The organism is Synechococcus sp. Tobar12-5m-g (genome assembly GCF_024345415.1).
Lineage (GTDB): Bacteria > Cyanobacteriota > Cyanobacteriia > PCC-6307 > Cyanobiaceae > Regnicoccus.
Window position 1 is genome coordinate 20,226 of record NZ_JAGQBB010000021.1, and the last position, 24,841, is coordinate 45,066.

The following is a 24,841-nucleotide window of genomic DNA, read 5'->3' on the forward strand; positions in this document are numbered from 1 at the left end:
TGGTATTTCCCTCATGAAACTGACACACTTTCTCTTCCCAGAGCTTCGCAGGCGACTGGAGACCGTACCCTATTGACTGTTCAGTTTCCATGGCGCACATCAACGCGCCATGGGTTAAAGGGGTCGCCAAAGATTTCATCTGGTTTCAGGCCTTGCGGCGTAGATTCATCCTGCTGGCTTAACTTGTCTTGAAGTTGAGAGGTCTCCTGGATCGCGCGACGTCGAATCTCAAGAATGTGCCCGATTTCACGGGCAAAGCTGGGCTGCCGATCAATCATCTGGTTGACAACGTGACCGGATATCTTCATCACTTCAAGGTCAAAAAGGGCCGTTATGGTAACGGAACTCGGGTCGCCTGAGAACAAGGCCATCTCACCGAAGAACTCACCAGATCGCAAAGAAAGAACCTCCCGATCCTGGTGACGAGCGTCGGAGGTAGACATCACCGCCTGGCCTGAAACAATGATGAAAAGTGCATTTCCAGAATGGCCTTGACGCACCACTTTTTCACCAGCAGCAAAATGCTGCAGGGAAATGCCCATAGAAGGGGCCTGCATCATTTCCTGCTCCTTGTTGAGCGGCACATAAGCTGGAAGAGCCTGTAAGCTTTCTGCGAACTTCTTTGATATCCCCTTCTGCTGAGACGATGGGCCATTGAAGTGGTAGAGAGTCCGAATCGGAAAGGGGATTGAAAGGTTATTCCGCTTAGCGGCGTACCATACCCTGGTCATAAATCGTTCGCGTATGTTTTCAATGTCACCATAATCTCGAATGAAAAACTTCACCTCATAAGTAACCGCTGAATCGGAGTAGTCGAGAGTAAAGACACTGGGTTCTGGATCGGTCAAGACTCCCTTTGTTTCCAAGGCGGTGCTCTTCAGCACTTGCCGAGCGAGATTAGGTGGATCATTATAAGAGAAGCCCAGCTTGATCCGTTCGGCATGGATTGGGGTTGGCTGGGTGAAGTTGCGGATCATTTCACTGCTGATCAGCTTGTGGGGGATCACAACCATCTCTTGTTCAAGCGTCAGGAGTCGGACGGCACGCCAGTTGATGTCAATCACCTGGCCCACAACCCCATTCACCTCAAGCCAGTCACCAACGGAAAATGGCCTCTCGAACAGAAGCGCTATGCCCGACATGACACTCCCCAGTGTGTCTTGAAGCGCCAGACCGATAACGATCGAGCTCACGCCCAACGCCGTCACCAGCCCGGCTAAATCGGCATCCCAGACAGTGGCCAGAACGAAGGCTGTGCCGAGAAGAATCAGAAACAGGCGGGCAAGATCCACCAACAACTTGGGGACTTTTGATCTCCATGTATCAGCTTCTGCTTTCTCGAAGAGAGTCAAGTTGAGCAGAGAGAGCGCTGCGTGAATCATGCAGATCCAGAGGATTGTCTCTCCAGTCTTGAAGATACGGGTGCTGGTACTTAGACCAAGAACATGCTGCAGAAACAACAAGCCAATGAAGATTGGAATAATCACATTGCGCAGCAGTCGCAACGATTCAGCCAAGCCTTCTCCATGTCGACGCAGTCGGTGAATCGCTTCGCCGAGCAGAACAGATACCAGCGGGAAGCCTACTGCCAGTACCGCCGCCCAAAGAATGAAGTTGTTCGTGTTCATCAGGAGTGCTCGCTTGGCTCGGTTTCCACAGGCATCACGGTACCTTTCAGCCACCAGGCACTCAGTGTGATCGGCTCATGATCAGGAACCTTGTCGAGTTTTTCGAAGGGATAAAGATCTTCGAGGCGGTGGTGCACGGTCTGCGAAACAAGAATTGAGCCTGGTGGACATGCATCCTTCAACTCAACAGCGAGGTTCATGGTTTTTCCCCAGACGTCATAGACGACTTTGCTCTTGCCAACGATGCCAACGGCGATATCGCCGGAATCAATTCCAATTTTTAGATTGAGATCAAAGTCACGCTCAAAATTGAAACGACGGATGACACCAAACATCTCGATGCCGCAGTCGACCGCTCGTTTGTCATGGTCGAGATACGGAGCGGATAATCCGCAAACAGCCAGATAGCGATCGCCAATCGTCTTGATCTTTTCGATACCATGACTGAGGGCAATATCATCAAACGACGCAACCAGGTCATTGAGAATTTCAACAGACTCAAAAGCACTGAGGGAGGCAGCAAGTTCGGAAAAACCTGTAACTTGCATGTACAACACAGCTACATTGGAAATATCTTCGGCGATTTGCTTCTCGCCGTGCTGTAGGCGACGTGCAATGGCTGCTGGAAATACACTCAAGAGAAGGCTCTCATTTTCCTGGCTCTTTTGTTCCACCAGTTCTCGCTGGGAACGCAAGCTATGCAGCATCGAATTGAACGAACGACCGAGTTCACCAAACTCATCTCCGGTTTCCAGGGTGGGGATCGACTCCAGCTCGCCAGATGCCACCTTGCGGGCACTGATGTTCAGGGCACTGATCGGTTTCACGAAGAAGTGTGCGAGACCCATCGCCACCATCGTGGTGAGGAGGATCAAAAGTGTTGCCGAAATCAGTATCTGGCGCTGGAAAGAGTGGATTGGTGCATAGGCCTCGTCCAGGTCCATCTCGGCAAGGATTACCCAATCCAGATCCTTGATCTTTAGTGGGGCGAATGAGCTAAGAACGGGAATGCTACGATAGTCCTTGATGATTTCTGTTCCCTTTCGTCCAGCTAGAGCCTGGCTGACTCCCTGTGTTTTTACCCGCAACTGAAGGATTGTGGTATCAAACTGTTGAATTCTTCTTATTATATCTTCATTGATGTTCAGCGAACGAAGGTTGGCGAAAAAAGCTTTCGGATCTTCGATCAGAAACCTGGAAATTGACCGCATCAGCTGGTCATTGCCGACCAAGTAGGTTTCGCCGGAGTTGCCGAGACCATCTTCCTTCCAGTTGCGATTACCTGTCATCACATTGTTGATTTCATTCACCGGCATCTGAAAGGCCAGGATTCCTACCAGCTCAGATCCTCTATAGATAGGCGCAGCGATGAATGCGGCGGGAGCATCATAAGATGGCGCATAGGGTGCAAAGTCTACAAGCCTGGTGTACTTCTGCTCCTTTGCATCCATCACTGTTCGCACAAGATTCGCAAGGTTAGAGCCTTTGTAGGGTCCACTTAAAAGATTGCTGGCAAAGTCAGTTTCCTTGAAAACGGTATAGACGATTGTTCCTTCTGGATTGATCAGAAACATGTCATAATATCCGAAACGCTCGATTATGTTACGGAAGATGGGATGGTAGTTGGCATGCACCTTCGAATATGTGCTGTTGTCAGGAGCTCTGTTGAGAAGTTGTTTCTTGCCAACTGGGTTGGGATTGGCAGCAATGTATTGAAATTGAAGATATTGGGAAGCTGGCGGCTTAAGTAGATAGGACTGCAGAATCGGTGTTCCCGAGCGGCCCTTCATGAGACGCGGCAGGAAGATCTGAGAGTAGTAGTCTGACAACTTCTTTTCGGCTTCCTTGGATAATGAGGATCTATCCAGCTGCTTGTGTGCTGCAGTAAACTCCTGAACTGCAGATGTTATCGTTGGGTCTTCGCTGAGAGTCTGAGTATGATTTCGAATTGTGTTGAAATAGGCCTCAATCTGGTGTGCTTTAGAGGCCCGCACACTTGTCAGTTGATTGGATACCCGGCTAGTGAGATTGTCCTTGCCGCTCCTATAGCCAAGTGCGGCGGTTACAAAGATTGAAAAGCCGCTGACAGCGAGCACCATCAAGATTAGCTTTGACTTGATGCTCAAATGGTTCAGCGAAAGCATTGATCAGCGAGCTCAAGACAAGGGCATCATTCAAGACTTTATCTAGTTTTTTTGCTGACCACAGGTGAAGACTATAAAAGCCCGAGAGGCACAAAACTGTAGCGATAGCGTCACTTCCCTGGGATGGGGATCAGGTTTGTTGGCACAGCTGCGATCACGGGGTAGTGACAGGGCAGCTTTTCAGTCAGATCTAGGAGGAGCGGCCTGGAGTCATTGTTGCTAGGAAGGAGCATATCAAGGATGGCGCAGCTTGCGTGAGAAAGCTGCCACTGGACCCTGCAAGGCACTTCTTCCACATGAATGATGTGCGCATGTTTCACCAGCCATGCATGGAAGGTAGCGACAGGTGAGGGAGCGTGTTGGTCAGCGAGCTGATTGAAACAGTCCTGGATGACCAGTGCTGAGTGGACCCCTTCCCCCTCACCGACCAAAGCGAGGGAAGCACCTGTTGCTGATTCCATGGGCGACTGACCACAAGCTCGCCGCAGACTTCGTCGATCCATGAGAGCAAACGTGCCCATCACGGCCTTGTTCCGCTACTTGTCCTGCAGGTGCCTCTGGCCTGCATCGCTACGGCCCCACCATGGCGGAACTGATCAGTGGGGTGACCATCAACCTGGCGATGGTGGAAGACGGCCAGGCGTTTCCCTGCCGCAAGTACCTGGGCGCGTGCATCGCCAGGGAGTATCTGGATGCCGAGTTCCGGGCTTCCCGCCGCCGTACCTGGGTGTGGCTGGTGCCGGGCGGCATCACCCGCCCGTGGAACTTTCGGCGGGTTCGGCTGCACCAATCGTTGCCCGAAGCTTCATGGCGCTGCGAAGAATCGCTCAGAGCCAGGGAGTTCAGCCGTGGCCCCTGTTAGGAGGAAGGGACTCCACTGATCCCTGGGTCATGCGAGAGCTCCATGCACTCGCAGTTCTGGCTTTGTCTGGTGTGGCCTTGTCCCTTGCCTCCGGAGCCGGGGTTCACCCTGGAGCGGGATTCGGGGCACCTGGCGCAGGGATGTATCGGCGCGGATGTAACCGGGCGTGTAGATCAGGTCCGTACTGGTGACAGGGAAGCCTGCATAAGCCTCCGCTGAAGGGACGGACATCCGTACCTTCAAGGCTTGGTCCTGATCGTCTTGTTCGTTACCTTGCCCCTAGACGTACCCCACCAACATGGCTCTCACCGGTGCGGATCTACTCGCCAAAGTCAAGGAGCTGGGCGATGCCTCCAAATCGGAGCTGGTGCGGGCCGCCGGCTACCTCAGCACCAAGAAAGACGGCAGTGAAAGGCTGAATTTCACCGCCTTCTATGAGGCGCTGCTGGAAGCCAAAGGCGTGAGCGTGGGCCATGGCAGCGGCCCAGGCAAAGGCAAGGCTGGCAGCAGCTTGGGCTTCATCACCAAGATTCAGTTCAACGGCAACCTGATGGTGGGCAAGGCCTACACCGCCCTGCTGGATCTCAAGCCCGGCGATGCGTTCGAGATCAAGCTGGGCAAGAAGCAGATCCGCCTGGTGCCCGTGGGTGGGGCTGACGACGAGGAGTGAAGGTCGCTGGGCTGGATCCCCAGCGCTGATAACGGCTTCAAGCTCACCTGTCGTTCCGGCGTCAGCAAGGCGGAGATCTGGGCCATCGGAGTGGCGGCTTGAAGGCCTGGCCGATCGGGAGCGGGCCTCTCAACCCAGCCCGCCCAGGCTGATCAGCGCGCCCACCACCACAAAGGCGATCGCCAGGGCAGTGATGCCACGGAGGTGCCAGGCCAGGCCACTGAGGTTGCCGTCTCTGAGGTTGGGGATCAGCCGCAGGCGGGCATGCACGGCCAGTGCCGCGATACCGACCAGAAGCAGCAGCTTGGTGCCCACCAGCAGGCCGACTGAATGGCGAGGGTGGTGAGGCCCAGCGGCTCGAACGTCTCCTCGAAGGCGCGGATCGGCGCCGCCCGACCCTCGCGCAGTGCACGGGGCAGCACGCCCAGATCCAGCACCAGCTGGCCGCCGGTCCAGACCGTGGCGGCCAGGGCATGCACGATGGAGCCCGTTCGGGCTGTCTGACCATGAAGGTGATCGTCGATCTCTGTCTGGTTCCGTTCATCCTGAGCTGCTGAAGGACGCTGGGCAAAGCACCGATGACTGTGGGTAGGTGGCTCGGCTGGGCCGGCTTGCTGGCGCTGGGCTACGGCGGTGTCTGCCTGTTGATGTTCCTGGCCCAGCGCTCGTTCATCTATTTCCCCCGGCCCGCCGCCGATCCTTCCGGCCGGCTGGAGCTGCAGGTGGAGGGCAAGCGCGTGCTGGTGGCCCACCGCCCCCATCCGGGGCCCCGGGCGCTGATCTACTTCGGCGGCAACGCCGAGGACGTGTCCCTCACCCGCGCCGAGCTGGCCGCCCTGCTGCCCGACACGGCCCTCTATCTGCTCCACTACCGCGGCTACGGCGGCAGCGAGGGCAGACCCAGCGAAGCGGCCCTGCGCGCCGACGCCCGGGCCCTCTATGCCCACGTGGCCGAGCGCCACAGCGCGGTGACGGTGGTGGGCCGCAGCCTTGGCACCGGGCCGGCGGTGCATCTGGCTGCCACCCGCACGGTGCAGCGGCTGGTTCTGCTGGTACCTTTCGACAGCCTGCTGGCGGTGGCCCGCGGCACCATGCCGTGGCTGCCGGTGGATCTGCTGCTGCTCGATCGCTGGGATGCGGCCGCCGAGGCGCCCCTGGTGCGCGCCCCCACCACGATCGTGGCGGCTGCCGTCGATCGGGTGGTGCCCACGCGCCACGCCGTCGCCCTGCACCGCGCCTTCCAGCCCGGCGTGGCAGAGCTGATTCTGGTGCCCGACCTCGACCACAACACGCCGATCCTCAGCTCGGCGGCCTTCCGCGCTGCCCTGCAAGGCCAGGACACTGGCCGTCCCCACAGCCGCTAGCAGATCTGGCTAATCCCGGCTGTTGGCAGCGATGGGGAGTGGGGCTGAGCCTCATGCCGTTGAAACAAAGCAAAGCTCTCTTCAGACCCAGCTAAGGGAGGAGGATCCGAGTGGTTGGGTAGAGCGATCGAAGCCGGGTTTGATGTCCGTCATCTCTAGAAGACTGGGGAGGTAGGTGATCTTGCCAAACGGACCGTCAATCGTCTCGACCGGAAGCTGTGCTTCTCGAATAAGATCTGCCCATGGACGACTTCCACTGAGAGCGGAAGCGTCTAGCAGGCCAACATCCTGTGCCCACATACACATGCGAGTAAGTGAGACCCGCACCTGATAGCTGCCACCCTCTTCTGCACGTTTAAGCAATGCCGCAGAAATCGCAGCAGCGCCAACATAACCAGCCAGGTAGTCAGCGAAGATGTTCTGCACTGGCATCAATGGAGCATCCACGGCCCCTTCCTCGTCCACATAGCCGGAAACAGCTACGGCCAGCATGTCGAAGCCACGGAAGTCTGCCCACTCCCCTTCAAAATCGAAGCAGCGCAACTCATGAGCGATAATTCCAGGCTTGCTTGTGGCAAGAATTTTTGGAGAAATACCCTTCTTATCTAGATTTAAGTAGGAACAGGTGAAGACATCGGCGTCCTGCAGCAGACTGAAGAAAGCCTGACGGTCTGCACTGTCACGCAGGTCGCAGTAAGCAGCACGCTTACCGATATCAGTTTCGAGCCGCCAGTTAAGGTGATCGGGGTAATCGACACGTGAGAGGTGTAGAACATTAGCGCCAAACTCAGCCAGGGTGCGGGCGGTGATCGGACCGCCAATGACGTGGGTGCAATCCAGGACGTTGATACCGTGCAGTGGGCGACCATCAGATGGAAGATTCGCCGGAAGCGGGATAGGATCACTCTCGCCAATCTTGATCAGTTCCACTACAGGCTTTGATGCCAGTCGAGCCCCCACAGGATGGCGGCGCCATTCCTCCGCACTGCGCACTACACCAACGGCAGCACCCTCATCCCGTAGGGCCCGTTCAAGTGCTTCGGCATCCCAAGTGCTGACAACCTGCTCGACAGCTCTTGGGGTCGGGGCGCACTTCAGAACGCGATAAACAGCATCGTGAAGCCGCGGATACAATGTTTCAAACTTGATAAAGCGGCCGTCACGGGTGGCATAGAACTCGCCACCGACTTCATCGTCGAAGGATCCAGGTGCGCCGTAATCTGTAAATCCAAGCTCTCTACCGTTTTGGCGAAGATACGCAATTCCATGGTGCTGGTGTACCCCCGCATGGGCATCAGTGGTTACATCCTGAACCGGGCCTCCCCGTTGATGCCAGATGTCACCAAGGCACATCCCAAGACTGGCCTGCGCGGCCGCCATCAACTCGCCAAATCGATGGCGGGATGCGAGCAGCGGATCGCTGTTTCGGATGGTGACCTTGCCTTGGTAGGCGCTCTCTCGACGCCCCAAAGCCTTCTGGATGATATCCAGAGCAAGTTGAACGGATTCAGTTTCAACTGAGGCCATGCTTTCTGCGGCTTTGGCGCTTCAATCGCCGCCACCTGTGGAGGACGAATTGATCTTAGCGAGATGCCGTGCGTAGTGTCCATGGTCAGCACATTCAGAATTGAGCCGCCAGTGTGATAAGAGTCCCATAGATGATCAGCCAATTCTCCGCCCCCTGAGTGTGGACTCCTATAGGTTGATCAGGGCTGTAGCGGTAGCTGCCACCAATGATGACGCCTCTGCCGCCCATCAGGGGGCATGGCCAAGGTAGCTGGCTCGGCATCGATTTCTGGAGGCGGTGGATTGATTCACACCACCCCGGCTAACGCCAGCAGTGGGTCGATCCTGCCCAGCGGCGGGGAGGTCGCTTGGCAATGCCCGCATGTGCATTCCAAGGGTGAGCAGGATCGGATTGGCGCCGCGGTAGCGATGACCCGAGAGCAGGTTGACGTGGTGGCCACCACCGCTGCCATCCCAGGGCCGCCGCCAGGGGGCTGATCCGGCCTCCCTTAGCTCAATCAACGAGGCGACGATCTTTTCCTCGGCCGTGGGGCCATCGCAGGATTTGCGTGAGCGGGACATGGACGCGACCATGGCAGGCAAGGCGCGGGACGCCCGAGTGGTGCCCCAGGGCGGCAAGGGCGGCGACGGCGCCTGCCACCGAGCCGCTCACATCAGCCCTTGCCCGTGGGGCGACCATGAGGAACCCCGCGCGACGCACCCTTCCTGGCAACAGCTGTTGTTGGCTGGGGTTGGGCATGAACCGTCAGGACCGGGAGCACCTGGCAGCGCTGCTGGAAGACGCTCCCGCCGCTCCGGTCCTGCGACCCAGCAGACCCAAGCAGTGGTTGCAACATTGGCTGCCCTCAGGCTGCGGCCTGCGGCAGCTCTCCCTCCACCAGGAACAGCTCCCGGGGGAAGCGATGCACCGTCCCGTCGTCATGACTCAGGAAGGACGCGTGATCGCCGTTGACCTCGCCGGTGATCTCCACCTGATCAAAAGGCGTGGAGACCAGTGCCGCCGGCGTGAACACCCCCACCTGGACAAGCGACTCACTGGTGCGGGCGCTCAAGTACTCAAACGCCTCGATTCCCACCTCCCTCATCCAATTCCCCAGCCTTTGGGTGGGTCCGTAGTGCAGTGGATCCCGCAGGCCAGTCTGAGCGGCGGGGTCAGCCACAGCCTGAAGTTGCAGGCCCCGACTGGTTTGAAGCACCACCGAGAACAGAGTCTGCCGGCGACGGATCGGTGCTTTGGGGGGTTCGCTGAAACCTTCCCAGAACAGCAGCGCGTCGTACGCCCCCTCCAACAACGAACCGATGCGCGTGCGGGAGCCATAGAACATCCCCCGACTCTCTCGACCCCCGAAGCGGGAGCCATGCCGCAGGGGCGGGTAGCGGAACGGGGTGGTGAGCAGCGGATGGCTGGTTGCTGGCGCCGGCAGGGAGGGCATCGGCGGCTTGCTGCTTTCCACCAGGACCTCCAGCCGCGCCAGCTGGTCCAGGTCATCCACCAGAGGGCCAAGCGAATCGATGCCCTGCTGCTGCACAAGCCGCAGCACCGTTCCCACCAAGGGGACCTCCGCTGCGGCCTGCACGATGGCGAGCAGATCCATCGCCGTCAGATTCGGGCGCGCATGGCGTCGAGGTAATGCACGATCTCCACCAGATCCTCGGTTCGCTGCACCTGTTCAGCGGGCACGCCGCCGGTGTGGCGGTTGGCGGTGTGAAACCAGTGGCGCATCTGCTCGCGGTCATTGCCCACCAGCACCGCCAAGCTCCGGTAAAGACGCACCACCAACAGGGCCAGTTCACCGGTCTTGGAGGCAGGGTCGATGCCCTTGCCCCGGGCAAAGAGAGAGCGATCTCGACCCAGCACCCGCGCCAGGGCCGAGCGGCTCAGCTCCAGCTCATCAGAGGCCCGCAGCAGCGCCTGGATCAGCAGCTGGGCATCCGTGAGCGGAGCCGTTGATGCGGCGAGTGGGGGCGAGCGATCAATAACGGCCATCAACCTGATGTATTTGCATCAAACATAGATGGTTTGAGAGGAAATCAGCAGTGAAATAGCCAAGGACGTGTCCTGCTCACAGCTGCGGATCGTCCACCAGGGGCTCCTCCAGGGCACGGCCGGATCACTGAGGTCATGGCTCACCGGATCTGTGGTGATGCCACTGCCGGTGGTGGCAGAGAAGATGGAGCATTTCCAGCCCATGGAAGAAGAAGAAAACGATGATCTTTTCCTCGGCTGTAGGGCCTTCATAGCTTTTGCGTGAACGGGACTGGGACGCGGCCATGAACGGCAAAGCGCGGGACGACTGAGTGGTGCCCCAGGGCGGCAAGGGAGGCGAGGCACGAGCAGCTCGCGCAGCCCTTGCCCAGGCGGATGATGCGCGATCCCACCGCAAGCCCCAGATGGGCCAGGCCTGCCTGCCGGCGCCGCTGGGCTGACATGGCGCTGGTGCCCAGCTTTGCGCCGATCTGGCGGAGGCTCTGGCCCTCCAGGAGCGAGAGCCGAATCACGGCCGCCTGGGCCGCTGGCAGCCGATCCAGCAGGGCTTCCACGTTGGCGGCCTTCCGGCTGATCGATCCAGATGGCGCCACTGGGCAAAGGTGCATGCAGGCTCTGGTGGGCCCAGGGGTGGGTGCCTTTCTCGTGCTCCCGCCGCGGGACGCGGACCAGGCGGCCGTGATCGCGCAGGTGGTGGAGCAGGGCGCCCTTGATGCAGCGCCTGAGATAGACGGCGGCAGAAACGGGCTCGGTGACTTGCCGGCAGGAGAGCCAGAGCTGCATCTGGGCCACCTGGCGGGCATCCTCCAGCTCGATTGATGCAGGGCGTTTGACCTGGACGGGCGAGCATGGATGTGATCGCTGTCCACGTGATGACCTCCCGCAACAATCTCTGGCCACTGCTGGCCTTGGGGGTGCTGCTGGTTGGCCTGGGCTTGCAGGTGGTTCACAGCCTGGGGGGAACCCAGCGGGATCCACGCCGGGAGCTGCGCAAGTTCTGAAAGGGATGGGGGCCTTCCAGCCCCCGTGAGTCAATTGGGTGATAAGGCTGACTTACCCCATCTCCCTAAGGAGTCAGGCGGCCACAGGGGCGGGCTGACGGGAGAAAGCAACGATGTTGTTCGCTGTTACGGATTTGCTCTTACCGAGCAGGCTTCAGTCACCCTCCTACTACCCCGTCGAAACCATTGCAGCCCCTGGATGAACCCGCTGGAAGGCGGGTGAAATGGAGCTGAGCGGAATCGAACCGCTGTCCGAAGCACCGGTGTGAGCCACCTAGTCCGCCCGAGGACGGACCTGATGATTGTGGCACCTGTTCCACCTGGCCTTCCACCCGGCAGGGTGAGCATCACCGAACCCTCTCTGCCGCCCCGGCCGATCCCCCCGATGAACGCCCCGTTTGCCTGCATCGCCGTGGTGCCGCCGGGGCTGGAGGAGCCGGGTGCCGCCGAGCTGGCCGCCCTTGGCGCCGAGGCGGTGCAACCCCTGCGCCGGGCCGTGGCCTTCCGCTGCGACGACGCCTGCCTCTACCGGCTGCATCTGCGGGCCCGGCTGCCCTTCCGGATCCTGCGGGAGCTGGCCCGCTTCCCCTGCAACGGCCCGGAGCAGCTCTATGCCGGCGTGCAGGCCTCCGCCGACTGGGACCACTGGCTGCCACCGCAGCGCAGTTTCCGGGTGGAGGTGAGCGGCACAGCGCCCGGCCTCAGCCATAGCCACTTCACCGCCCTGCAGGTGAAGAACGCCATCGTCGATCGGCAACGGCAGCGTTGGGGCGCGCGCTCCTCGATCGACCTGGAGGATCCCGACCTCTGCCTCCATCTGCACCTGGGCGCCGCCAAGCGCGGCAGTGAGGCGGTGCTGAGCCTGGATGGCTCGGCCGGCAGCCTGCACCGGCGCGGCTGGCGGGCCGCCATGGGCCTGGCGCCGCTCAAGGAGAACCTGGCCGCCGGCCTGATCGGTTTCACCGGCTGGGATGGCCGCGTGCCCTTGGCCGATCCGCTCTGTGGATCCGGCACCCTGCTGATCGAGGCGGCCTGCGCTGCCCTGGGCCGGGCGCCTGGCCTGGTGGGCCGAGAGCTGGCCCTGCGCCGCTGGGCCGATTTCGACGCGGTGCTCTGGGAGCGGGAGTCGGCATCGGCGGCCGCCCTGGCCCGTGATGATCTGGCGGAGGGCCTTCCCCTGGCGCCGATCATCGGCATGGAGCGGGACCAGGCCGTGCTGGAGCAGGCCGCCGCCAACGCCACGGCGGCCGGCGTGGCCCCCTGGCTGGCGTTGCAACACGGCGACTGCCGAGACTTCGTGCCACCCCCGCAGCCGGGGGTGATCGTCTGCAATCCGCCCTACGGCGAGCGCCTCGGCGCCGGAGAAGACCTCGAGCAGCTCTACGGCGATCTCGGCGCCATGGTCAAGGCGCGCTGTTCCGGCTGGACCCTCTGGCTGCTGAGCGGCAACGCCGAGCGCACCGGCGCCCTGCGAATGAAAGCCAGCCGCCGCATCCCCGTGAGCAACGGCGGCATCGATTGCCGCTGGTTGAAATACGAGATCCGTTGATCGGGTGTTAACCCGGATCTCCAGAACGCCGATAGAATGCGCCCGGCAATTCCCTACAGCATGGACCCCATCTTCACTGAGCTGAGAGATCTGGTTCTCGAGGCCGAGCGCGACCCGGCGCAGGATACGGCCGAGGCCGCCATCGCCCTGCTGAAGGACTGGCTCGCGTCCCACACCGACGATCTGCTCAGCAAGAAGGGCGTTGGGGAATACAACGGCACGATGATGCAGTGGTTCCATTGGTACACCCCGGCCGATGGCCAGCACTGGAGGCGATTGCTGGCGGAAACACCCGCCCTGGCCAAGTTGGGCATCACCGGCCTCTGGCTGCCGCCGGCCAACAAGGGCATCGGTGGCGCCAACGACGTGGGCTATGGCACCTACGACCTCTTCGACCTGGGAGAGTTCGACCAGAAGGGCACGGTGGCCACTAAATATGGAACCAAAGATGAGTATCTGGCCGTGATCAAGGCCTGCCATGACCACGGCATCCAGGTGTATGCCGATGCGGTGCTGAACCACAAGATGGCGGCTGATTTCGAGGAGGATTTCGAGGCCATCCCTTTCAACCCCTCCAACCGCTACGAACCCCTGGGAGAAGCACGGACGATCCGCTCCTGGACGGGATACAACTTTCCTGCACGCAACAAGCTCCACTCCAGCATGGACTGGCACTGGTGGCATTTCGATGCAGTGGATTACAACAGCCTCGACCCTGGTTTCAAGGCGATCTGGCGCATGAAGGACAAGCAGTTCGAAGGCAACGTCGATCTGGAGAGTGGCAACTACGACTATCTGATGGGGTGCGATCTTGACATCAACCATCCTGAGGTGCGTGGGGAGCTAAAACACTGGGGCGAGTGGATGCTGGATCATGTGGGTGTCGATGGCTTCCGCCTCGATGCGATCAAGCACATCAGCAGCGATTTCTTCGGCGAATGGGTCCAGCACCTGGAGGACTACGCGAAGCGTGATCTCTTCATTGTGGGCGAGTACTGGACCTACAACCTCGCCACCTTGAGCTGGTATGCCGCGAACACCGGCGGTAAGCTCAGCCTCTTCGATGCACCTCTCCACAACAATTTTCACCAAGCGAGCCGCAACGGTGAGGGCTTCGACATGCGCACCATTCTCGATGGCACGCTGATGAAGGAGATGCCACTGCTGGCGGTGACGATTGTGGAGAATCATGACACCCAGCCATTGCAGGCCCTGGAATCGGTGGTGGAGGGCTGGTTCAAGCCCCTGGCCTACGCAATCATTTTGTTGCGGCGGGAGGGCTACCCCTGCATCTTCCATCCCGATTACTACGGCGCCCACTACATCGATAAGGGTCGCGATGGCAACACCTACGAAATCTGGCTCAACAGCCATCACGCCATCCTCGACAAGCTGCTGCTGGCTCGCAACCTGTTCGCCTACGGCGACCAGTACGACTATTTCGATCACGTTCACACCATCGGTTGGACGCGGCTCGGCAGCACTGAGCATCCCCACGCCATGGCGGTGCTGCTCAGCGCTGGTCCGGGAGGGAGCAAGTGGATGGAAGTGGGCAAGCCCCACACCCTGTTCCGCGATCTCACCGGCCACCTCAGTGATCCGATCACCACCAATGAGCACGGCTGGGCGGAGTTCCGCTGCCAGGGCGGCTCGGTTTCCGTCTGGGTGGAGGAGGCTGGCCTCCCGCAGGATTGAGCCAGCGCTGAGCCACCCCAGGGTGAACATGCTCTGGGTGCAACATCCCATTTCCTGATCCTCCCAATTCCCCGACAGCTCATCCATGGGTTTCCGCTACCTCGACGCCATCGCCACCCAGGCCAATCTGAAGCAGTTTCTTGAGCTGGCAGATCTGGCCGTGGGCAGCGGGGCCGACGCCGGCAATGCGTTCCTGCTCTCCCACCGGCTGCGTGACTCCAAGCCGATGAAGCTCTGCACCACCTTGCTCCAGCGTGATCCCGCCGCGTCCGCCCTGATCAAGGAACGGCGGCTGTGTGGTCCCTACGACGCCGAAGCCCTCAAACGCCTGCCCAAGGGAAGCCTCGGTCACACCTATGCCACCGCCTTGGGTGCGCTCGGTTACGACATCAACTTCTTCCCGGAGCCGTCGTTTTACAACGACCTGGAAACCGATGCCGATTACATCAACTACCGGGTCTACGCCACCCATGACCTCCATCACATCATCAGTGGCTTCAGCCTCGACGGCCGCGGCGAAATCGGTGTCATCAGCATCAGCGTGGGTCAGTTCAACCACCCCGGCCTCGGCTTCCTTGATCTGGTGCTCCTGCTGATGACCTGGTTACGATCCGATGTTCCCTTCGATGCGATCGAGGGCGCCGAGCAGCAGGCCCGCACCGCCCGCTACACCCTCGGGATGATACTCAAAGGCCTGGAGATGGCGGAGAAGGCCAAGCCCCTGTTCCCGGTGCTCTGGGAGGAGCGCATGGACCAGAACCTCGAGGAGCTGCGGGCTGAGCTGGGGATCGAGGCCGTGAAGGAGGGGCCGATGAGCTGGTACAGCAACCCCTCCATCACTGCGGCGCTGGCAGCCTGAGTGAACCGCCGCAGCTTCAGCGGCCCAGAATGGCTCGGGGGGTGCGGCTGATCAGCCGCCGCTTCTCACTGTCGGCCTCCTGCAGGGCGATGCGCACATGCAGATCCTTCACCGAGGTGACCAGGGCGCTCACCAGGCTCGCCGCGATCCAGCCGGTGCTGCGGCCCTCCCTGTCGCCCTCACGAGTGCTCTGCGCATGAAGGCAGCCGCCGGGTGCCGGTGAGCAACGGCTGCATCGACTGCCGCTGGCTCCGCCACGAGATCCGCTGAGGCCCGCCACGGCAACTCCGGGCCAGCACTGCTAGCGATGGGTCCTGCCTACGCCGCCTCCAGCTCCCATGGCCTCACCTTTTGAAGCGCTCAAAGGGCAGGTTCTCGCCGTGGAGAGGGATCCGGCCCTCGGCACCGGCACGTCGACGGTGGCCCTGCTGCAGCAGTGGCTGGCCAGCCACGAAGCCGAAATCAGCGCCCGCAAGCTGGCGGCACCCACGGAATTCAACGGCACGCTGATGCAGTGGTTCCACTGGTGGACCAGCGAGGGCGACGGCAGCCACTGGCGGCGGCTCAAGGAGGAGGCACCGGCCCTGGCCAAGGCCGGCATCACCGCCCTGTGGTTGCCCCCGGCCTACATGGGCGGCAGCGTGTGGGACGTGGGCTATGGCACCTACGACCTGTTCGATCTGGGCGAGTTCAACCAGAAGGGCACGGTGCGCACGAAGTACGGCACGAAGGATGAATACCTGGAGGCGGTGAAGGCCTGCCGAGGGGCGCGAATCCAGGTGTACGCGGATGTGGTGTTCAACCACAAGATGAATGCCGACGAACAGGAGGAGTATCCAGCCACGCCCTACGACCCCTCCGACCGCAACAGGCCCCTTGGCGATGAGCGCTCGATCGGCGGCTGGACCCGTTACCGCTTCGACGGCCGCGCCAACAAGTACTCCACCATGCAGTGGCACTGGTACCACTTCGACGCCGTCGATTTCAACGGACTCGATCCTGGCTGCAAGGCCGTGTGGCGCTCCCACGGCGCCGCCTTCGAACACAGTGTGGATCTGTAGAAGGGCAATGACGACTTTCTGATGGGCTGCGACTCAACGTGAGCCATCCCGAGGTGCGCGGCGAACTGAAGTACTGGGGCCAATGGACCCTGGGAACCGTGGGGGTGGATGGCTTCCGGCTCGATGCGATCAAGCACATCGCCAGCAACTTCTTCCTCGACTGGATCACGGAGCTGGAAGACCACGCCCAGTGCGATCTGTTCGTGGTGGGCGAGTACTGGAGCTACAACATCGAAACCCTCCACTGGTACGCGGCCAACAGCGGCGGGCGCATGAGCCTCTGCGATGCGCCGCTGAACATGAACTTTCACCAGGCCAGCCACAGCGGCGGCAACGACGACATGAGCCGCCTCCTCGACGGCACCTTGATGCAGCAGATCCCCCTGCTGGCAGTGACGCTGGTGGACAACCACGACACCCAACCGCTGCAGTCGCTGGAATCGGTGGTGGAGGCCTGGTTCAAACCCCTCGCCTTCGCCGTGATCCTGCTGCGTGACCAGGGCTATCCGTGCATCTTCCAGGCCGATTACTACGGCGCCGATTACACGGACAGCAAAAACGGCCACGACTACAGGATCCTTCTGCCCAGCCACCGCTTCCGGATCGACCGCTTCCTGCTGGCCCGCGGCCACTGCGCCTACGGCCCCCAGTACGACTATCTCGACCACTTCAACAGCATCGGCTGGACCCGACTGGGGACCCCCGGGTCACCCGCACGCCATGGCGGTGCTGATGAGCGACGGGCCCGCCGGCAGCAAGTGGATGGAGGTGGGGAAGCGAAACACCACCATCCGCGACCTGACCGGGCACATTCAGGCGTCGATCACCACCAACGGAGATGGCTGGGCGGAATGGCTCTGCCCGGGGGGCTCGGTGTCGGTGTGGGTGGAGGAGGCGGCCCTGGCGGAGATGGGAGTGACGCTCTGAAGGGCGCTGGGCCCCGGCGGCGCAGGTTCTGCTGGTGGTCGTCCTGCTCCTGGTCAGCCTGGCCGTGCTGATGCCGTCGCTGCTGGTGCGTGGGGTGGTGGCCCGGCTGGTGCCTGGGGTGATGTTCTGTGCGCCCACCAGGGAACCCCTGCTCGCCCTCACGATCGACGACGGGCCTGGCCCAGGCTCAGACGCCCTGCTGGACCTGTTGCGGAGATTGAACGTGCGGGCCAGCTTCTTTGTGATCGGTAGCCACCTGGAGAGGAACCCAGGTTTCGTCGCGCGGGCCCTGGAGGAGGGCCACGAGGTGGGCAACCACCTCTGGCGGGATGGGCGCGCCGCCGGCCTGTCGAAGGCCGACTTCCTGCGCCAGTTGCTGGCAACGGAGCGGGCGATCCAGCAAGCCGCCCCATCGGGATGGGCAGCCTTGCGCTGGTTTCGCCCAGGCGGCGGCTGGTTCCATCCCGCCATGCCACAACTCCACAACGGCAACGAATTCCGCTGCGAGCCCAGGCACCGCCCTTGATCTGAACACGGAAGCAGGTATGGCCGCCCTGACCCGGTCGATCGATGATCAATTGGCGATCCTCAACAGGCCCACCTTCCAGATCGACGATAGGTTCGCCAGAAGTTCCTCCCAGAAGCTGAACCAGCTGCTCAACGCCCAGCCCGTCTCCCCAGCCGAGCCCGCCAGCAGCAAGACGAAGAAACCAATCGCCCGAGCCTCATCACTCCAGGGGGAGGCCGCTAGCGGTGGACCCTCTGCATCAACAATTGCGGCTCGACACGTTCCACCGCAGCGATGGCTCTGAGCCTGGAAACACCGTCCAGGGCCCCGGCGATGCTGCCCGAACGGGCACGCAGCCAGGCAGCCTCAGGCGCGTAATCGAGCTCCTGCGCAATGGCGTAGCCCGCCTGCTCCAGTTCGGCGCGGTGGGCTGACAGGGTGGCTCCTTGTCGGAAACGGATGAAGAGTTGCCCGGTGGGAACGGCCAGGGACTCGCCCCCTTTCGGGGCATAGACCGGGCTGATGGCCTGGGTTGGGGCGAGGGGCGGCGAAGGAGATCCCTGCAGCACGGCAATCCGTTCGGGCTCGAACAACAGAACAGCTTTCTCCCTCGGCAGGGGCTCACCATGGAGGGCGAAATAGCCGGGCTTCTGCTCAACGACCAACGCCGTCGATCCTCCCGTGGAGATCTGCTGCGGGAACCCATCAAACAATTCATTCGCCAGGCTCATGTCACAGACAGTGAGCAACAGAACGACCAACCACAACCCTGGCAACCAACGCGCGATGGGCAGCAACAGGGAATGGTTGGATGTCCTTCTCACTCACACCATGACCCAACAACCCATGAGTTTCAAGCTACCACGCGGGACGAAGATCATGACGGATGCCGCAGCATCGATCTGCCTGCTACCGGGGCACCACGATCACCCAGGATGCAGCTGAAGAAGCATGAAGATTTTCTGGGCTCATGAAGCCTGATCAAGACATGTCGAGACGGCTCAACTCCGGCTCGCTCCTGAAGGAGCATGAACGCTTGAAGGCCAATCCACGCCGTTGGCAACCCTGCTGCAGCCTCGCAGCTCCATAGCAGCGACCTAGCTGCAGCAAAGCAATTCCATCCGTTGTTCCCAAGGAGATCGTCCCATGGTCCAGGTTCGCTACGGCGGCAATAATGGCGCCCCCTATGAACTGGAGATCAGCACCAATCACCTCGTCGTCCGCACCCAGAGCCGCCAGGCGGTGATGCCGGAGCGGGCCTTCGAAGTGTCTCCGCTCAGCGCTGAAACCCGCCGCGTCCTTGATCAGTTCCAGACCATCACCCGTTTCCGGGAGGCGGGGGTTGAACTGCTGAGCACGAAAAACACCCAGGCCGATGGCGGGCTGCGCGACAACGCCCGCCGCCTGCTCAAGGCCGAACCGGAGGTGGCCTTCGCGGGAAGGGTGCTGGTGGATGCATTCGCCAAGCCGTTGGTCTACACGGAGAACCTGTTCGTCAAATTTGAGGATGACGAGGACGACGAGGCCTGCCAGGGCCTGTTGCAACAGCACGGACTCAGCGTGAAGCGAGCCCTCGATTACGCCCGCCAGGCCTTCTTCGTGGCGGCTCCCCCGAATTGTGGTCTCACGGTTTTCGAGATCGCCGCCACCCTGCTGGCTGATGAGCGCGTGGAGCTTTGTCATCCCGAACTGGTGGGCCTGAGCCGAGAGCGCCGGCAGGCCTTTCCTCCCCAGTGGCATCTCAAGGCCACCACGCTGAACGGCCGGCTCGTCGATGCCCACGCCGATGTGGAAGCGGCCTGGCAACTCAGCGACGGCAGCGGGGCGATCGTGGCAGTGGTGGACGATGGCATCGACATCGACCATGAGGAATTCCGCTCCTCGGGCAAGATCATTGCCCCGCGGGACGTGACGCGGCAGAGCAGCGATCCCCGCCCAGGCCGGGGTGACGACCACGGCACGGCCTGCGCGGGGGTGTCCTGCGCGAACGGTCAGTTCGGCGCCGCAGGGGTGGCCCCCGGAGCTCGACTGATTCCGATCCGGCTCGCCTCTGGCCTGGGCTCCCAGGCGGAAGCGGAGGCCTTCGTGTGGGCGGCCCGAAACGGCGCTGATGTGATTTCCTGCAGCTGGGGACCGGCCGATGGCGCCTGGTGGGACCCGAACGATCCGGCTCACCGGCAGGTGGTGCCGTTGCCGGATTCCACCCGGCTGGCGATGGACTTCGCCACCAACCAGGGGCGTAGCGGCAAGGGATGCGTGATCGTGTTCGCGGCGGGCAACGGCAACGAGAGTGTCGACAATGACGGCTATGCGAGCTATTCCAAGGTCATTGCCGTCGCCGCCTGCAACGACCAGTCGAAACGCAGCGCCTACAGCGACTTCGGCCGGGCCGTGTGGTGCAGTTTCCCCAGCAACGACGGCAGGCCCTCGCTGACGCCCGGCATCTGGACCACCGATCGGTCCGGCGTGGCCGGCTACAACCAGGGCAGCCTGCAGAAGGGCGATGGGGCGGGCCACTACACCAATTCCTTCGGCGGCACCTCCAGCGCCTGCCCCGGGGTGGCCGGTGTGGCGGCCCTGATCATTGCCCGCAATCCAGCCCTGCGCTGGGATCAGGTGCGGGAGATCCTGCGCCAATCCTGCGTCAGGATCGATCCGGCTGGCGGCAACTACGACGCCAGTGGGCGCAGCCCGTTTTATGGCTACGGGCGGGTGAGTGCCCGCAAAGCGGTGGAGCTGGCCTTACCGGCCCAGCCGCTGCCGGCGATCATCTTCAAGGTGGTGCAGGATGTGCCGATCAACGACTTCCAGACCTCCCGGCTGACGCTGCCGGTGGCCGGCCAGGGGGCGCTGAAGTCGATCAAGGTGGCGGTGGATCTCGATCACACCTACAGCGGCGATCTGGTACTCACGTTGATCCCACCGCCGGCCATGGGGGCCGCCCCACTGCTGCTGCACGATCGCACTGGCGGCAGCACGGACAACATCAAGACCACCTACGACGAGGTGAACAAACCGGCGCTGAGCAACCTGAAGGGCAAGGATCCTTCCGGCACCTGGACCCTGGAGGTGGCCGACAAGGCCGGCCAGGACACGGGCACCCTGCGCAGCCTGCGGCTGGAGATGACGTTCTGAACCTGGGGGAGGCGGAACATTCCGGGGCGCCTTGCGGCGCCTCCCCCAACAGCCAGCAGCCGCAATCCAGCAGCCAAGGGAAGAACAACGGCCAGAGAAAAGGGACCGAGGGACTAAGGGTCAAGAACAGGGCCCTGGGGGAGGCAACAAACGCGGAACCCGATGCTGATGTTGGTGACGTCGGGGAGGTTGAGGTAGAGCGGTAGGCAGAGCGGCAGTTCCTGGGGAAGTCGTCCCACGAACCGCCGCGAAGCAGCCTGCGTTCAATTTCTACGGCGGTCTGCTTGATCCAGGCGGAGCCATCCGTGGGAACTTTTTCATCCACCTCCACATAGCTTCCGTGCCAATGATCCAGGCACCATTCCCACACATTGCCGTGCATATCCTGCAGGCCCCAGGCATTGGCTGGGAAGTTGGCCACCCCCGTGGTCTGTTCTCGATACTCCCCTGTGGGGCTGCCCGCGTAGCTGGTGGAATCGTTGTAGTTGGCCAGCTCCGGGCTGATCGTGGCGCCGAAATGGAACGGCGTGGCGCTGCCCGCCCGGCAGGCGTATTCCCACTGAGCTTCGCTGGGCAGGGGCGTAGTTCCTTTCCGTTCGCTTTTCCATGCGGCGGCAGAACTCCATGGCGTCGTGCCAGCTCACGTTCTCCACGGGCCAATCATCCCCTTTGAAGTGGGAAGGATCCGGCTTCAGCTCCCGCTCCCAGGAGATTCTCCCTCCAGCGGCTGCCAACCCGCCACCGCCCTCCACTGGGCCTGGGTGATCGGCATGCGCCCCAGAAAGAAGCCCTGCAGCTACACCAGATGCTGAGGGCCTTACGATTCCTCCCGCTCGGGTTCCTCCGGGGGGGAACCCATCCAGAAACGCCCCGGTGGGATCCACACCAGCTCGAGTTCGAGATCCTCTCCCAGCGGCTCGCGGAACAACTGGCACTGGCCGGGGCGCCGGATCAGGAACCTCTGGCGCGGCGGGCTGCTGCTGACCATGGGGAGATAAAAGCTGCGCTTCAGCATCGCGCTAGAACAGGCCCATCGCACCTAACGTCAAATCACCCCTGCCGGGGAGCCCGTGACCCTCACCCTGCCCTCCGATCTGCGGCTCTCCCCGGACCAGTTCGCGGCCGTGTGCGCCGCCAATCCGGAGGCGGTGCTGGAGCTTGATGCCGATGGCCACCTGATCACGATGACCCCCACCGGCGGCGACACCAGCACCCGCAACCAGACCCTGGGAGCCCTGCTCTGGCTGGCCGTACGCCGCAGCGGACTTGCCCTGAAGGTGTTCGACAGCTCCGGCGGCTTCCTGCTGCCCGATGGTTCGGTGCGCAGCCCCGATGCCAGCCTGGTGCGGCTGGAACGCTGGCAAGCGCTGAGCGGAGAGCAGCGGCGCGGCTTTCCGCCCCTGTGCCCCGATCTGGTGGTGGAACTAGCCAGCCCCAGCGACCGCGCGGCCGACCTGCGCCGCCGCATGGCGGCCTATCAGGCCAATGGCGCCAGCCTCGGGTGGCTGCTCTTCCCTGACGAGCAGGCCGTGGAGGAGTGGGGACCGGCCGGCAACGGCCGCAGGATCGAGGCGGCGGAGCGGCTCGACGCCGGCACCGTGTTCCCCCGGCTAGATCTCGAGCTGGCGGAGATCTGGGAGGGATGAGGGAAGGGTTCCGGGACGGAAGCCCCAGAACCACCCACCTGGGGATGTGTGGATCACCGATCAGGGCGATCACCGGAGCGGGTCTGGACCCCTCGTGCGCTCCCGGCCGATGACCATCGGCCAGCTCGGACGTGGAAGGGTGCTGGGGGAGGCAACAGACGCGGAACCCGATGTTGGTGTTGTCGGGGTGGTGGTTGTTGCGGTAGGCCCAGCGGCAGTTCCTGGGGTTGTTGTTCCACGAACCGCCGCGCAGCCGCCTCAGTGCATGCTGGTCTCTCTCGGAATCGATCCAGGCGCTCCCATCGTTCGGACCCTTCCTGCCATCCACTTCCTAGCTCGGGATGCCAATGATCCAGGCACCATTCCCACACATTGCCGTGCATATCCTGCAGGCCCCAGGCATTGGCGGGGAAGTTGGCCATATTCGGTGGTGAACTCTCGATTCTCTCCCGTCGCCCCCCCTGAAGCTGTTTGAGGCATCGTAGTTCGCCGGATCCAGGATGATCATGGCTCCGACATGTAACGGTGTGGTGGTACCCGCCCAGCAGGTGAATTCCCAGCTGGCTTCGCTGGGCAGGACGTCATTTCTGCCCGTGCGCTTGAAGAAGAGCCTGCAGAACTCCATGGCGTCGTTCCAGCTCTCCTGCTTCAAGCGGCCGCTGATGACCCCTGAACCCCAGGGGTCTGGGTTGAGTTCCATCTCCCACGGCAGCTCCCCAACCAGGGGCCGCCAGCTGGCCACCGGACGCCACTAGGCCTGGGTGGTCGGGGTGCGCCTGCGCCCCAGCAGGAATTCCTGGAGCGTCCCCCGATGCACGGGTCTCTCGACCTTCTCAGTCTCTGCTTCCCCTTCCAGCGCTCCCATCAGAAAAGTCCCCGTCGGGATCCTCATCAGGGTGAGATCGAGCTCATCCAGGTTCTTCGTGCCATCCAGCTTCTCCACAAAAGCCTGGTGGCGACTTCGCCAGGGCAGCGCCCGACTTCGGAACAACGATCCAGAAGCGCTTTAACTGATGCCTAAACAGATGCAGCCAAAGCGCGATGCCCTGCTCCTCCATGCGCACCACCGTCACCCTCGATGACGACCTCCAGCGCCTGGCGCAGGATCTCACCGGAGTGAGCGAGCGCAGCCAGTTGCTGCGGCAGGCCCTGGTGGAACGGGAGAGCGCCCGACCACACGCGGCCCTCGGAGCCTGCGAGCCCCAGCTGCAGGCCATCCCCCGCCGCCGCCCGCCAGCGCCGTGATCCTTGTCGACACCTACGCCTGGGTGGAACACCTGATCGAAGGGCGGGCCCTGATGGGCGTGGCATCGGCTACCTGGACGCCCACCTGCTGGCCTCCACCCTGATCGGCTGGGCCCGGCTCTGGACGCGGGATAGGCGCCTGCGGCAAGTCGCCTCCGAACTGGCCGTGGGCTGCGGCTGGACCTGAGCTCAGAACTTCCCAGTCAGCGCCCGGGTGGTGCGCATCAGCCCGGCGGTGGTTTCCGGCAGGTAGGGGCCCTTGAGCATCTGGCCGCCGATGCGCAAGCTGATGCCGGCCAGCACCAGGTCGATGGCGGCCAGGGCCGCCGCGGCCTGCAGCCAGCTCAGGGCAAAGACCCCCTGGATCCAGAGCAGCAACACCAGCTCGGCCGCCACCAGCGCCAGGGTCATCAGGGTGAGGCCCATGCCGAGCATCACCCCTCCGCCCACCAGGCGCCGCTTCTCCTTGTCGGCCTCCTGCAGGGCGATGCGCACGTGCAGATCAATCACCGAGCTGATCAGCGCCGTGACGCGGCCAAAATTCTGGCCCTTCATGCCGAACGCCGACCCGACGACAGCAGCAGACCCACCACCACCCCCACCCCGGCGGCGATGCCGAGGGCCATCAGGGGCCGCTCCCGCACCGGCTTCTCGATGCGGGGGCGCAGGGTGGTGTTGAGCTCGTCGAGCAGGTTCTCCAGCTGCTCCTCCAGGGGACCGATGCGGTCGGCCAGGTGGCGGGTCTGGTCGGTGGCCACCTTCAGCAGCTCGCCAAGCTGGTGCTGCACCCCCGAGGCCGTGCGGCCCGTTTGCTCGGCGATCACCGCTACCACGTCATCGAAGCTGCCGCGGGTGGCCTCCAGGGTTTCGCGGGCCACCTGGGGCCATTCCCTTTGGATCGTGGGGAGCAGGGTGTCGAACCGCTCCCGGAAGCGGTCGTGGTTGACGGTGGAGGGATCCGGTTCCATGGCGCGAGGGAGTTCGCTTGGCTGCCCTCAAGCTAGGGAAGGGGTTGAGCTTCTGCCCAGGTCGG

General features: G+C 62.3%; 27 protein-coding genes and 3 pseudogenes. 15 read left to right on the forward strand and 15 right to left on the reverse strand.

What is annotated here, in order from left to right; all coding sequences use genetic code 11:
• Nucleotides 1-80: 80 nt before the first annotated feature.
• Nucleotides 81-1,628, reverse strand: coding sequence for a mechanosensitive ion channel family protein (locus KBY66_RS12480; protein WP_255089905.1), 1,548 nt, complete (start codon nucleotides 1,626-1,628; stop codon nucleotides 81-83).
• A complete protein-coding gene (locus KBY66_RS12485) occupies nucleotides 1,628-3,727 on the reverse strand; it encodes an adenylate/guanylate cyclase domain-containing protein (RefSeq protein WP_255089906.1) in 2,100 nt (699 codons plus the stop codon). Before KBY66_RS12485 ends, KBY66_RS12480 begins: the two co-directional genes overlap by 1 nt.
• A gap of 628 nt (nucleotides 3,728-4,355) precedes the next feature.
• Here KBY66_RS12485 and KBY66_RS12490 point away from each other — a divergent pair.
• Together KBY66_RS12490 and KBY66_RS12495 are read left to right on the forward strand one after the other, a co-directional pair.
• Nucleotides 4,356-4,634: a hypothetical protein gene (locus KBY66_RS12490; RefSeq protein WP_255089907.1), complete on the forward strand. Its 279-nt coding sequence runs from the start codon at nucleotides 4,356-4,358 to the stop codon at nucleotides 4,632-4,634.
• 298 nt (nucleotides 4,635-4,932) lie between these two features.
• Nucleotides 4,933-5,304: an AbrB family transcriptional regulator gene (locus KBY66_RS12495; RefSeq protein WP_255089908.1), complete on the forward strand. Its 372-nt coding sequence runs from the start codon at nucleotides 4,933-4,935 to the stop codon at nucleotides 5,302-5,304.
• A 129-nt stretch (nucleotides 5,305-5,433) separates the two neighbouring features.
• Here the strand turns inward: KBY66_RS12495 and KBY66_RS12500 are convergent, their stop codons facing one another.
• The gene (locus KBY66_RS12500; RefSeq protein WP_255089909.1) at nucleotides 5,434-5,619 is read right to left on the reverse strand and encodes a hypothetical protein; all 186 of its coding nucleotides are present in this window, start codon (nucleotides 5,617-5,619) and stop codon (nucleotides 5,434-5,436) included.
• Nucleotides 5,620-5,882: 263 nt separating this feature from the next.
• Between KBY66_RS12500 and KBY66_RS12505 the strand changes: the two genes are divergently transcribed.
• The gene (locus tag KBY66_RS12505) at nucleotides 5,883-6,668 is read left to right on the forward strand and encodes an alpha/beta hydrolase (RefSeq protein ID WP_255089910.1); all 786 of its coding nucleotides are present in this window, start codon (nucleotides 5,883-5,885) and stop codon (nucleotides 6,666-6,668) included.
• Nucleotides 6,669-6,749: 81 nt separating this feature from the next.
• Here KBY66_RS12505 and KBY66_RS12510 read toward each other — a convergent pair whose 3' ends face one another.
• The 5 genes from KBY66_RS12510 to KBY66_RS12530 form a co-directional block, all read right to left on the reverse strand.
• A complete protein-coding gene (locus KBY66_RS12510; RefSeq protein ID WP_255089911.1) occupies nucleotides 6,750-8,195 on the reverse strand; it encodes a CoA transferase in 1,446 nt (481 codons plus the stop codon).
• 228 nt (nucleotides 8,196-8,423) lie between these two features.
• Entirely contained in the window at nucleotides 8,424-8,756 is a 333-nt protein-coding gene (locus KBY66_RS12515; protein ID WP_255089912.1) for an ArdC family protein, read from the reverse strand.
• A gap of 284 nt (nucleotides 8,757-9,040) precedes the next feature.
• Nucleotides 9,041-9,790: an RES family NAD+ phosphorylase gene (locus tag KBY66_RS12520; protein ID WP_255089913.1), complete on the reverse strand. Its 750-nt coding sequence runs from the start codon at nucleotides 9,788-9,790 to the stop codon at nucleotides 9,041-9,043.
• Nucleotides 9,791-9,795: 5 nt separating this feature from the next.
• A complete protein-coding gene (locus KBY66_RS12525; protein WP_255089914.1) occupies nucleotides 9,796-10,182 on the reverse strand; it encodes an MbcA/ParS/Xre antitoxin family protein in 387 nt (128 codons plus the stop codon).
• Between the two features lie 248 nt (nucleotides 10,183-10,430).
• Nucleotides 10,431-10,790, reverse strand: a complete 360-nt coding sequence (locus KBY66_RS12530) for an RNA polymerase sigma factor (protein ID WP_255089915.1) — start codon at nucleotides 10,788-10,790, stop codon at nucleotides 10,431-10,433.
• Here KBY66_RS12530 and KBY66_RS12535 point away from each other — a divergent pair.
• The 5 genes from KBY66_RS12535 to KBY66_RS12560 all read left to right on the forward strand — a co-directional run bounded on the left by KBY66_RS12535 (nucleotide 10,789) and on the right by KBY66_RS12560 (nucleotide 15,286).
• Nucleotides 10,789-11,001 (forward strand): hypothetical protein, encoded by a 213-nt coding sequence (locus KBY66_RS12535; RefSeq protein ID WP_255089916.1) that lies wholly within the window; start codon nucleotides 10,789-10,791, stop codon nucleotides 10,999-11,001. The two genes, KBY66_RS12530 and KBY66_RS12535, sit on opposite strands and share 2 nt — an antisense overlap.
• A gap of 29 nt (nucleotides 11,002-11,030) precedes the next feature.
• Nucleotides 11,031-11,183 carry a hypothetical protein gene (locus KBY66_RS12540; protein ID WP_255089918.1) on the forward strand — a complete coding sequence of 51 codons (153 nt, stop codon included), beginning with the start codon at nucleotides 11,031-11,033 and terminating at the stop codon, nucleotides 11,181-11,183.
• Nucleotides 11,184-11,568: 385 nt separating this feature from the next.
• Nucleotides 11,569-12,732 carry a class I SAM-dependent RNA methyltransferase gene (locus KBY66_RS12550; protein WP_255089920.1) on the forward strand — a complete coding sequence of 388 codons (1,164 nt, stop codon included), beginning with the start codon at nucleotides 11,569-11,571 and terminating at the stop codon, nucleotides 12,730-12,732.
• 60 nt (nucleotides 12,733-12,792) lie between these two features.
• A complete protein-coding gene (locus KBY66_RS12555) occupies nucleotides 12,793-14,427 on the forward strand; it encodes an alpha-amylase (RefSeq protein WP_255089922.1) in 1,635 nt (544 codons plus the stop codon).
• 85 nt (nucleotides 14,428-14,512) lie between these two features.
• The gene (locus tag KBY66_RS12560; RefSeq protein WP_255089924.1) at nucleotides 14,513-15,286 is read left to right on the forward strand and encodes a Coq4 family protein; all 774 of its coding nucleotides are present in this window, start codon (nucleotides 14,513-14,515) and stop codon (nucleotides 15,284-15,286) included.
• Between the two features lie 46 nt (nucleotides 15,287-15,332).
• Here KBY66_RS12560 and KBY66_RS12565 read toward each other — a convergent pair.
• Nucleotides 15,333-15,434: pseudogene (locus tag KBY66_RS12565) on the reverse strand (phage holin family protein); the annotation flags it as partial.
• Between the two features lie 190 nt (nucleotides 15,435-15,624).
• Here KBY66_RS12565 and KBY66_RS12570 point away from each other — a divergent pair.
• The 4 genes and pseudogenes from KBY66_RS12570 (at nucleotide 15,625) to KBY66_RS12585 (ending at nucleotide 17,800) form a co-directional block, all read left to right on the forward strand.
• Nucleotides 15,625-16,347, forward strand: coding sequence for an alpha-amylase family glycosyl hydrolase (locus tag KBY66_RS12570; RefSeq protein ID WP_255089926.1), 723 nt, complete (start codon nucleotides 15,625-15,627; stop codon nucleotides 16,345-16,347).
• A 53-nt stretch (nucleotides 16,348-16,400) separates the two neighbouring features.
• Nucleotides 16,401-16,823 (forward strand): annotated as a pseudogene (locus tag KBY66_RS12575) (alpha-amylase family glycosyl hydrolase); the annotation flags it as partial.
• A gap of 286 nt (nucleotides 16,824-17,109) precedes the next feature.
• Nucleotides 17,110-17,274, forward strand: coding sequence for an alpha-amylase domain-containing protein (locus tag KBY66_RS12580; protein ID WP_255089945.1), 165 nt, complete (start codon nucleotides 17,110-17,112; stop codon nucleotides 17,272-17,274).
• 34 nt (nucleotides 17,275-17,308) lie between these two features.
• Nucleotides 17,309-17,800, forward strand: a complete 492-nt coding sequence (locus KBY66_RS12585) for a polysaccharide deacetylase family protein (RefSeq protein ID WP_255089927.1) — start codon at nucleotides 17,309-17,311, stop codon at nucleotides 17,798-17,800.
• A 221-nt stretch (nucleotides 17,801-18,021) separates the two neighbouring features.
• Here the strand turns inward: KBY66_RS12585 and KBY66_RS12590 are convergent, their stop codons facing one another.
• Complete coding sequence (locus KBY66_RS12590) at nucleotides 18,022-18,513, reverse strand: hypothetical protein (RefSeq protein ID WP_255089930.1); 492 nt, start codon at nucleotides 18,511-18,513, stop codon at nucleotides 18,022-18,024.
• 415 nt (nucleotides 18,514-18,928) lie between these two features.
• Between KBY66_RS12590 and KBY66_RS12595 the strand changes: the two genes are divergently transcribed.
• Nucleotides 18,929-20,917, forward strand: coding sequence for a S8 family serine peptidase (locus KBY66_RS12595; RefSeq protein WP_255089931.1), 1,989 nt, complete (start codon nucleotides 18,929-18,931; stop codon nucleotides 20,915-20,917).
• A gap of 172 nt (nucleotides 20,918-21,089) precedes the next feature.
• Here the strand turns inward: KBY66_RS12595 and KBY66_RS15910 are convergent.
• Nucleotides 21,090-21,801 (reverse strand): annotated as a pseudogene (locus KBY66_RS15910) (formylglycine-generating enzyme family protein); the annotation flags it as partial.
• On the reverse strand, nucleotides 21,735-21,932 hold the full coding sequence (locus KBY66_RS12610; RefSeq protein WP_410001006.1) for a hypothetical protein: 198 nt from the start codon (nucleotides 21,930-21,932) through the stop codon (nucleotides 21,735-21,737). The pseudogene KBY66_RS15910 and the gene KBY66_RS12610, both read right to left, overlap by 67 nt.
• 55 nt (nucleotides 21,933-21,987) lie before the next feature.
• Between KBY66_RS12610 and KBY66_RS12615 the strand changes: the two genes are divergently transcribed.
• Nucleotides 21,988-22,563 carry a Uma2 family endonuclease gene (locus KBY66_RS12615; RefSeq protein WP_255089934.1) on the forward strand — a complete coding sequence of 192 codons (576 nt, stop codon included), beginning with the start codon at nucleotides 21,988-21,990 and terminating at the stop codon, nucleotides 22,561-22,563.
• 53 nt (nucleotides 22,564-22,616) lie between these two features.
• Here KBY66_RS12615 and KBY66_RS15915 read toward each other — a convergent pair whose 3' ends face one another.
• Nucleotides 22,617-23,123 (reverse strand): SUMF1/EgtB/PvdO family nonheme iron enzyme, encoded by a 507-nt coding sequence (locus tag KBY66_RS15915; protein WP_410001007.1) that lies wholly within the window; start codon nucleotides 23,121-23,123, stop codon nucleotides 22,617-22,619.
• A 481-nt stretch (nucleotides 23,124-23,604) separates the two neighbouring features.
• Here KBY66_RS15915 and KBY66_RS12620 point away from each other — a divergent pair, with 481 nt between their 5' ends.
• Nucleotides 23,605-23,808 (forward strand): type II toxin-antitoxin system VapB family antitoxin, encoded by a 204-nt coding sequence (locus tag KBY66_RS12620; protein ID WP_255089935.1) that lies wholly within the window; start codon nucleotides 23,605-23,607, stop codon nucleotides 23,806-23,808.
• Nucleotides 23,809-23,997: 189 nt separating this feature from the next.
• Here KBY66_RS12620 and KBY66_RS12625 read toward each other — a convergent pair whose 3' ends face one another.
• Nucleotides 23,998-24,363: a phage holin family protein gene (locus tag KBY66_RS12625; protein ID WP_255089936.1), complete on the reverse strand. Its 366-nt coding sequence runs from the start codon at nucleotides 24,361-24,363 to the stop codon at nucleotides 23,998-24,000.
• Nucleotides 24,360-24,776: a glycine zipper domain-containing protein gene (locus KBY66_RS12630; protein WP_255089937.1), complete on the reverse strand. Its 417-nt coding sequence runs from the start codon at nucleotides 24,774-24,776 to the stop codon at nucleotides 24,360-24,362. The genes KBY66_RS12625 and KBY66_RS12630 overlap by 4 nt, the downstream gene beginning before the upstream one ends.
• Between the last annotated feature and the right edge of the window lie 65 nt (nucleotides 24,777-24,841).

Coding starts and splice junctions, on each gene's coding strand:
- KBY66_RS12570 (WP_255089926.1), top strand. CDS start 15,625: ATGGCCTCACCTTTTGAAGCGCTCAAAGGGCAGGTTCTCGCCGTGGAG.
- KBY66_RS12610 (WP_410001006.1), bottom strand. CDS start 21,932: ATGCTGAAGCGCAGCTTTTATCTCCCCATGGTCAGCAGCAGCCCGCCG.
- KBY66_RS12490 (WP_255089907.1), top strand. CDS start 4,356: ATGGCGGAACTGATCAGTGGGGTGACCATCAACCTGGCGATGGTGGAA.
- KBY66_RS12525 (WP_255089914.1), bottom strand. CDS start 10,182: ATGGCCGTTATTGATCGCTCGCCCCCACTCGCCGCATCAACGGCTCCG.
- KBY66_RS12535 (WP_255089916.1), top strand. CDS start 10,789: ATGCAGGCTCTGGTGGGCCCAGGGGTGGGTGCCTTTCTCGTGCTCCCG.
- KBY66_RS12540 (WP_255089918.1), top strand. CDS start 11,031: ATGGATGTGATCGCTGTCCACGTGATGACCTCCCGCAACAATCTCTGG.
- KBY66_RS12510 (WP_255089911.1), bottom strand. CDS start 8,195: ATGGCCTCAGTTGAAACTGAATCCGTTCAACTTGCTCTGGATATCATC.
- KBY66_RS12590 (WP_255089930.1), bottom strand. CDS start 18,513: ATGAGCCTGGCGAATGAATTGTTTGATGGGTTCCCGCAGCAGATCTCC.
- KBY66_RS12530 (WP_255089915.1), bottom strand. CDS start 10,790: ATGCACCTTTGCCCAGTGGCGCCATCTGGATCGATCAGCCGGAAGGCC.
- KBY66_RS12620 (WP_255089935.1), top strand. CDS start 23,605: ATGCCCTGCTCCTCCATGCGCACCACCGTCACCCTCGATGACGACCTC.
- KBY66_RS12625 (WP_255089936.1), bottom strand. CDS start 24,363: ATGAAGGGCCAGAATTTTGGCCGCGTCACGGCGCTGATCAGCTCGGTG.
- KBY66_RS12555 (WP_255089922.1), top strand. CDS start 12,793: ATGGACCCCATCTTCACTGAGCTGAGAGATCTGGTTCTCGAGGCCGAG.
- KBY66_RS12485 (WP_255089906.1), bottom strand. CDS start 3,727: ATGGTGCTCGCTGTCAGCGGCTTTTCAATCTTTGTAACCGCCGCACTT.
- KBY66_RS12480 (WP_255089905.1), bottom strand. CDS start 1,628: ATGAACACGAACAACTTCATTCTTTGGGCGGCGGTACTGGCAGTAGGC.
- KBY66_RS12520 (WP_255089913.1), bottom strand. CDS start 9,790: ATGGATCTGCTCGCCATCGTGCAGGCCGCAGCGGAGGTCCCCTTGGTG.
- KBY66_RS12630 (WP_255089937.1), bottom strand. CDS start 24,776: ATGGAACCGGATCCCTCCACCGTCAACCACGACCGCTTCCGGGAGCGG.
- KBY66_RS12560 (WP_255089924.1), top strand. CDS start 14,513: ATGGGTTTCCGCTACCTCGACGCCATCGCCACCCAGGCCAATCTGAAG.
- KBY66_RS12505 (WP_255089910.1), top strand. CDS start 5,883: ATGACTGTGGGTAGGTGGCTCGGCTGGGCCGGCTTGCTGGCGCTGGGC.
- KBY66_RS12495 (WP_255089908.1), top strand. CDS start 4,933: ATGGCTCTCACCGGTGCGGATCTACTCGCCAAAGTCAAGGAGCTGGGC.
- KBY66_RS12595 (WP_255089931.1), top strand. CDS start 18,929: ATGGTCCAGGTTCGCTACGGCGGCAATAATGGCGCCCCCTATGAACTG.
- KBY66_RS12580 (WP_255089945.1), top strand. CDS start 17,110: ATGGAGGTGGGGAAGCGAAACACCACCATCCGCGACCTGACCGGGCAC.
- KBY66_RS12550 (WP_255089920.1), top strand. CDS start 11,569: ATGAACGCCCCGTTTGCCTGCATCGCCGTGGTGCCGCCGGGGCTGGAG.
- KBY66_RS12515 (WP_255089912.1), bottom strand. CDS start 8,756: ATGTCCCGCTCACGCAAATCCTGCGATGGCCCCACGGCCGAGGAAAAG.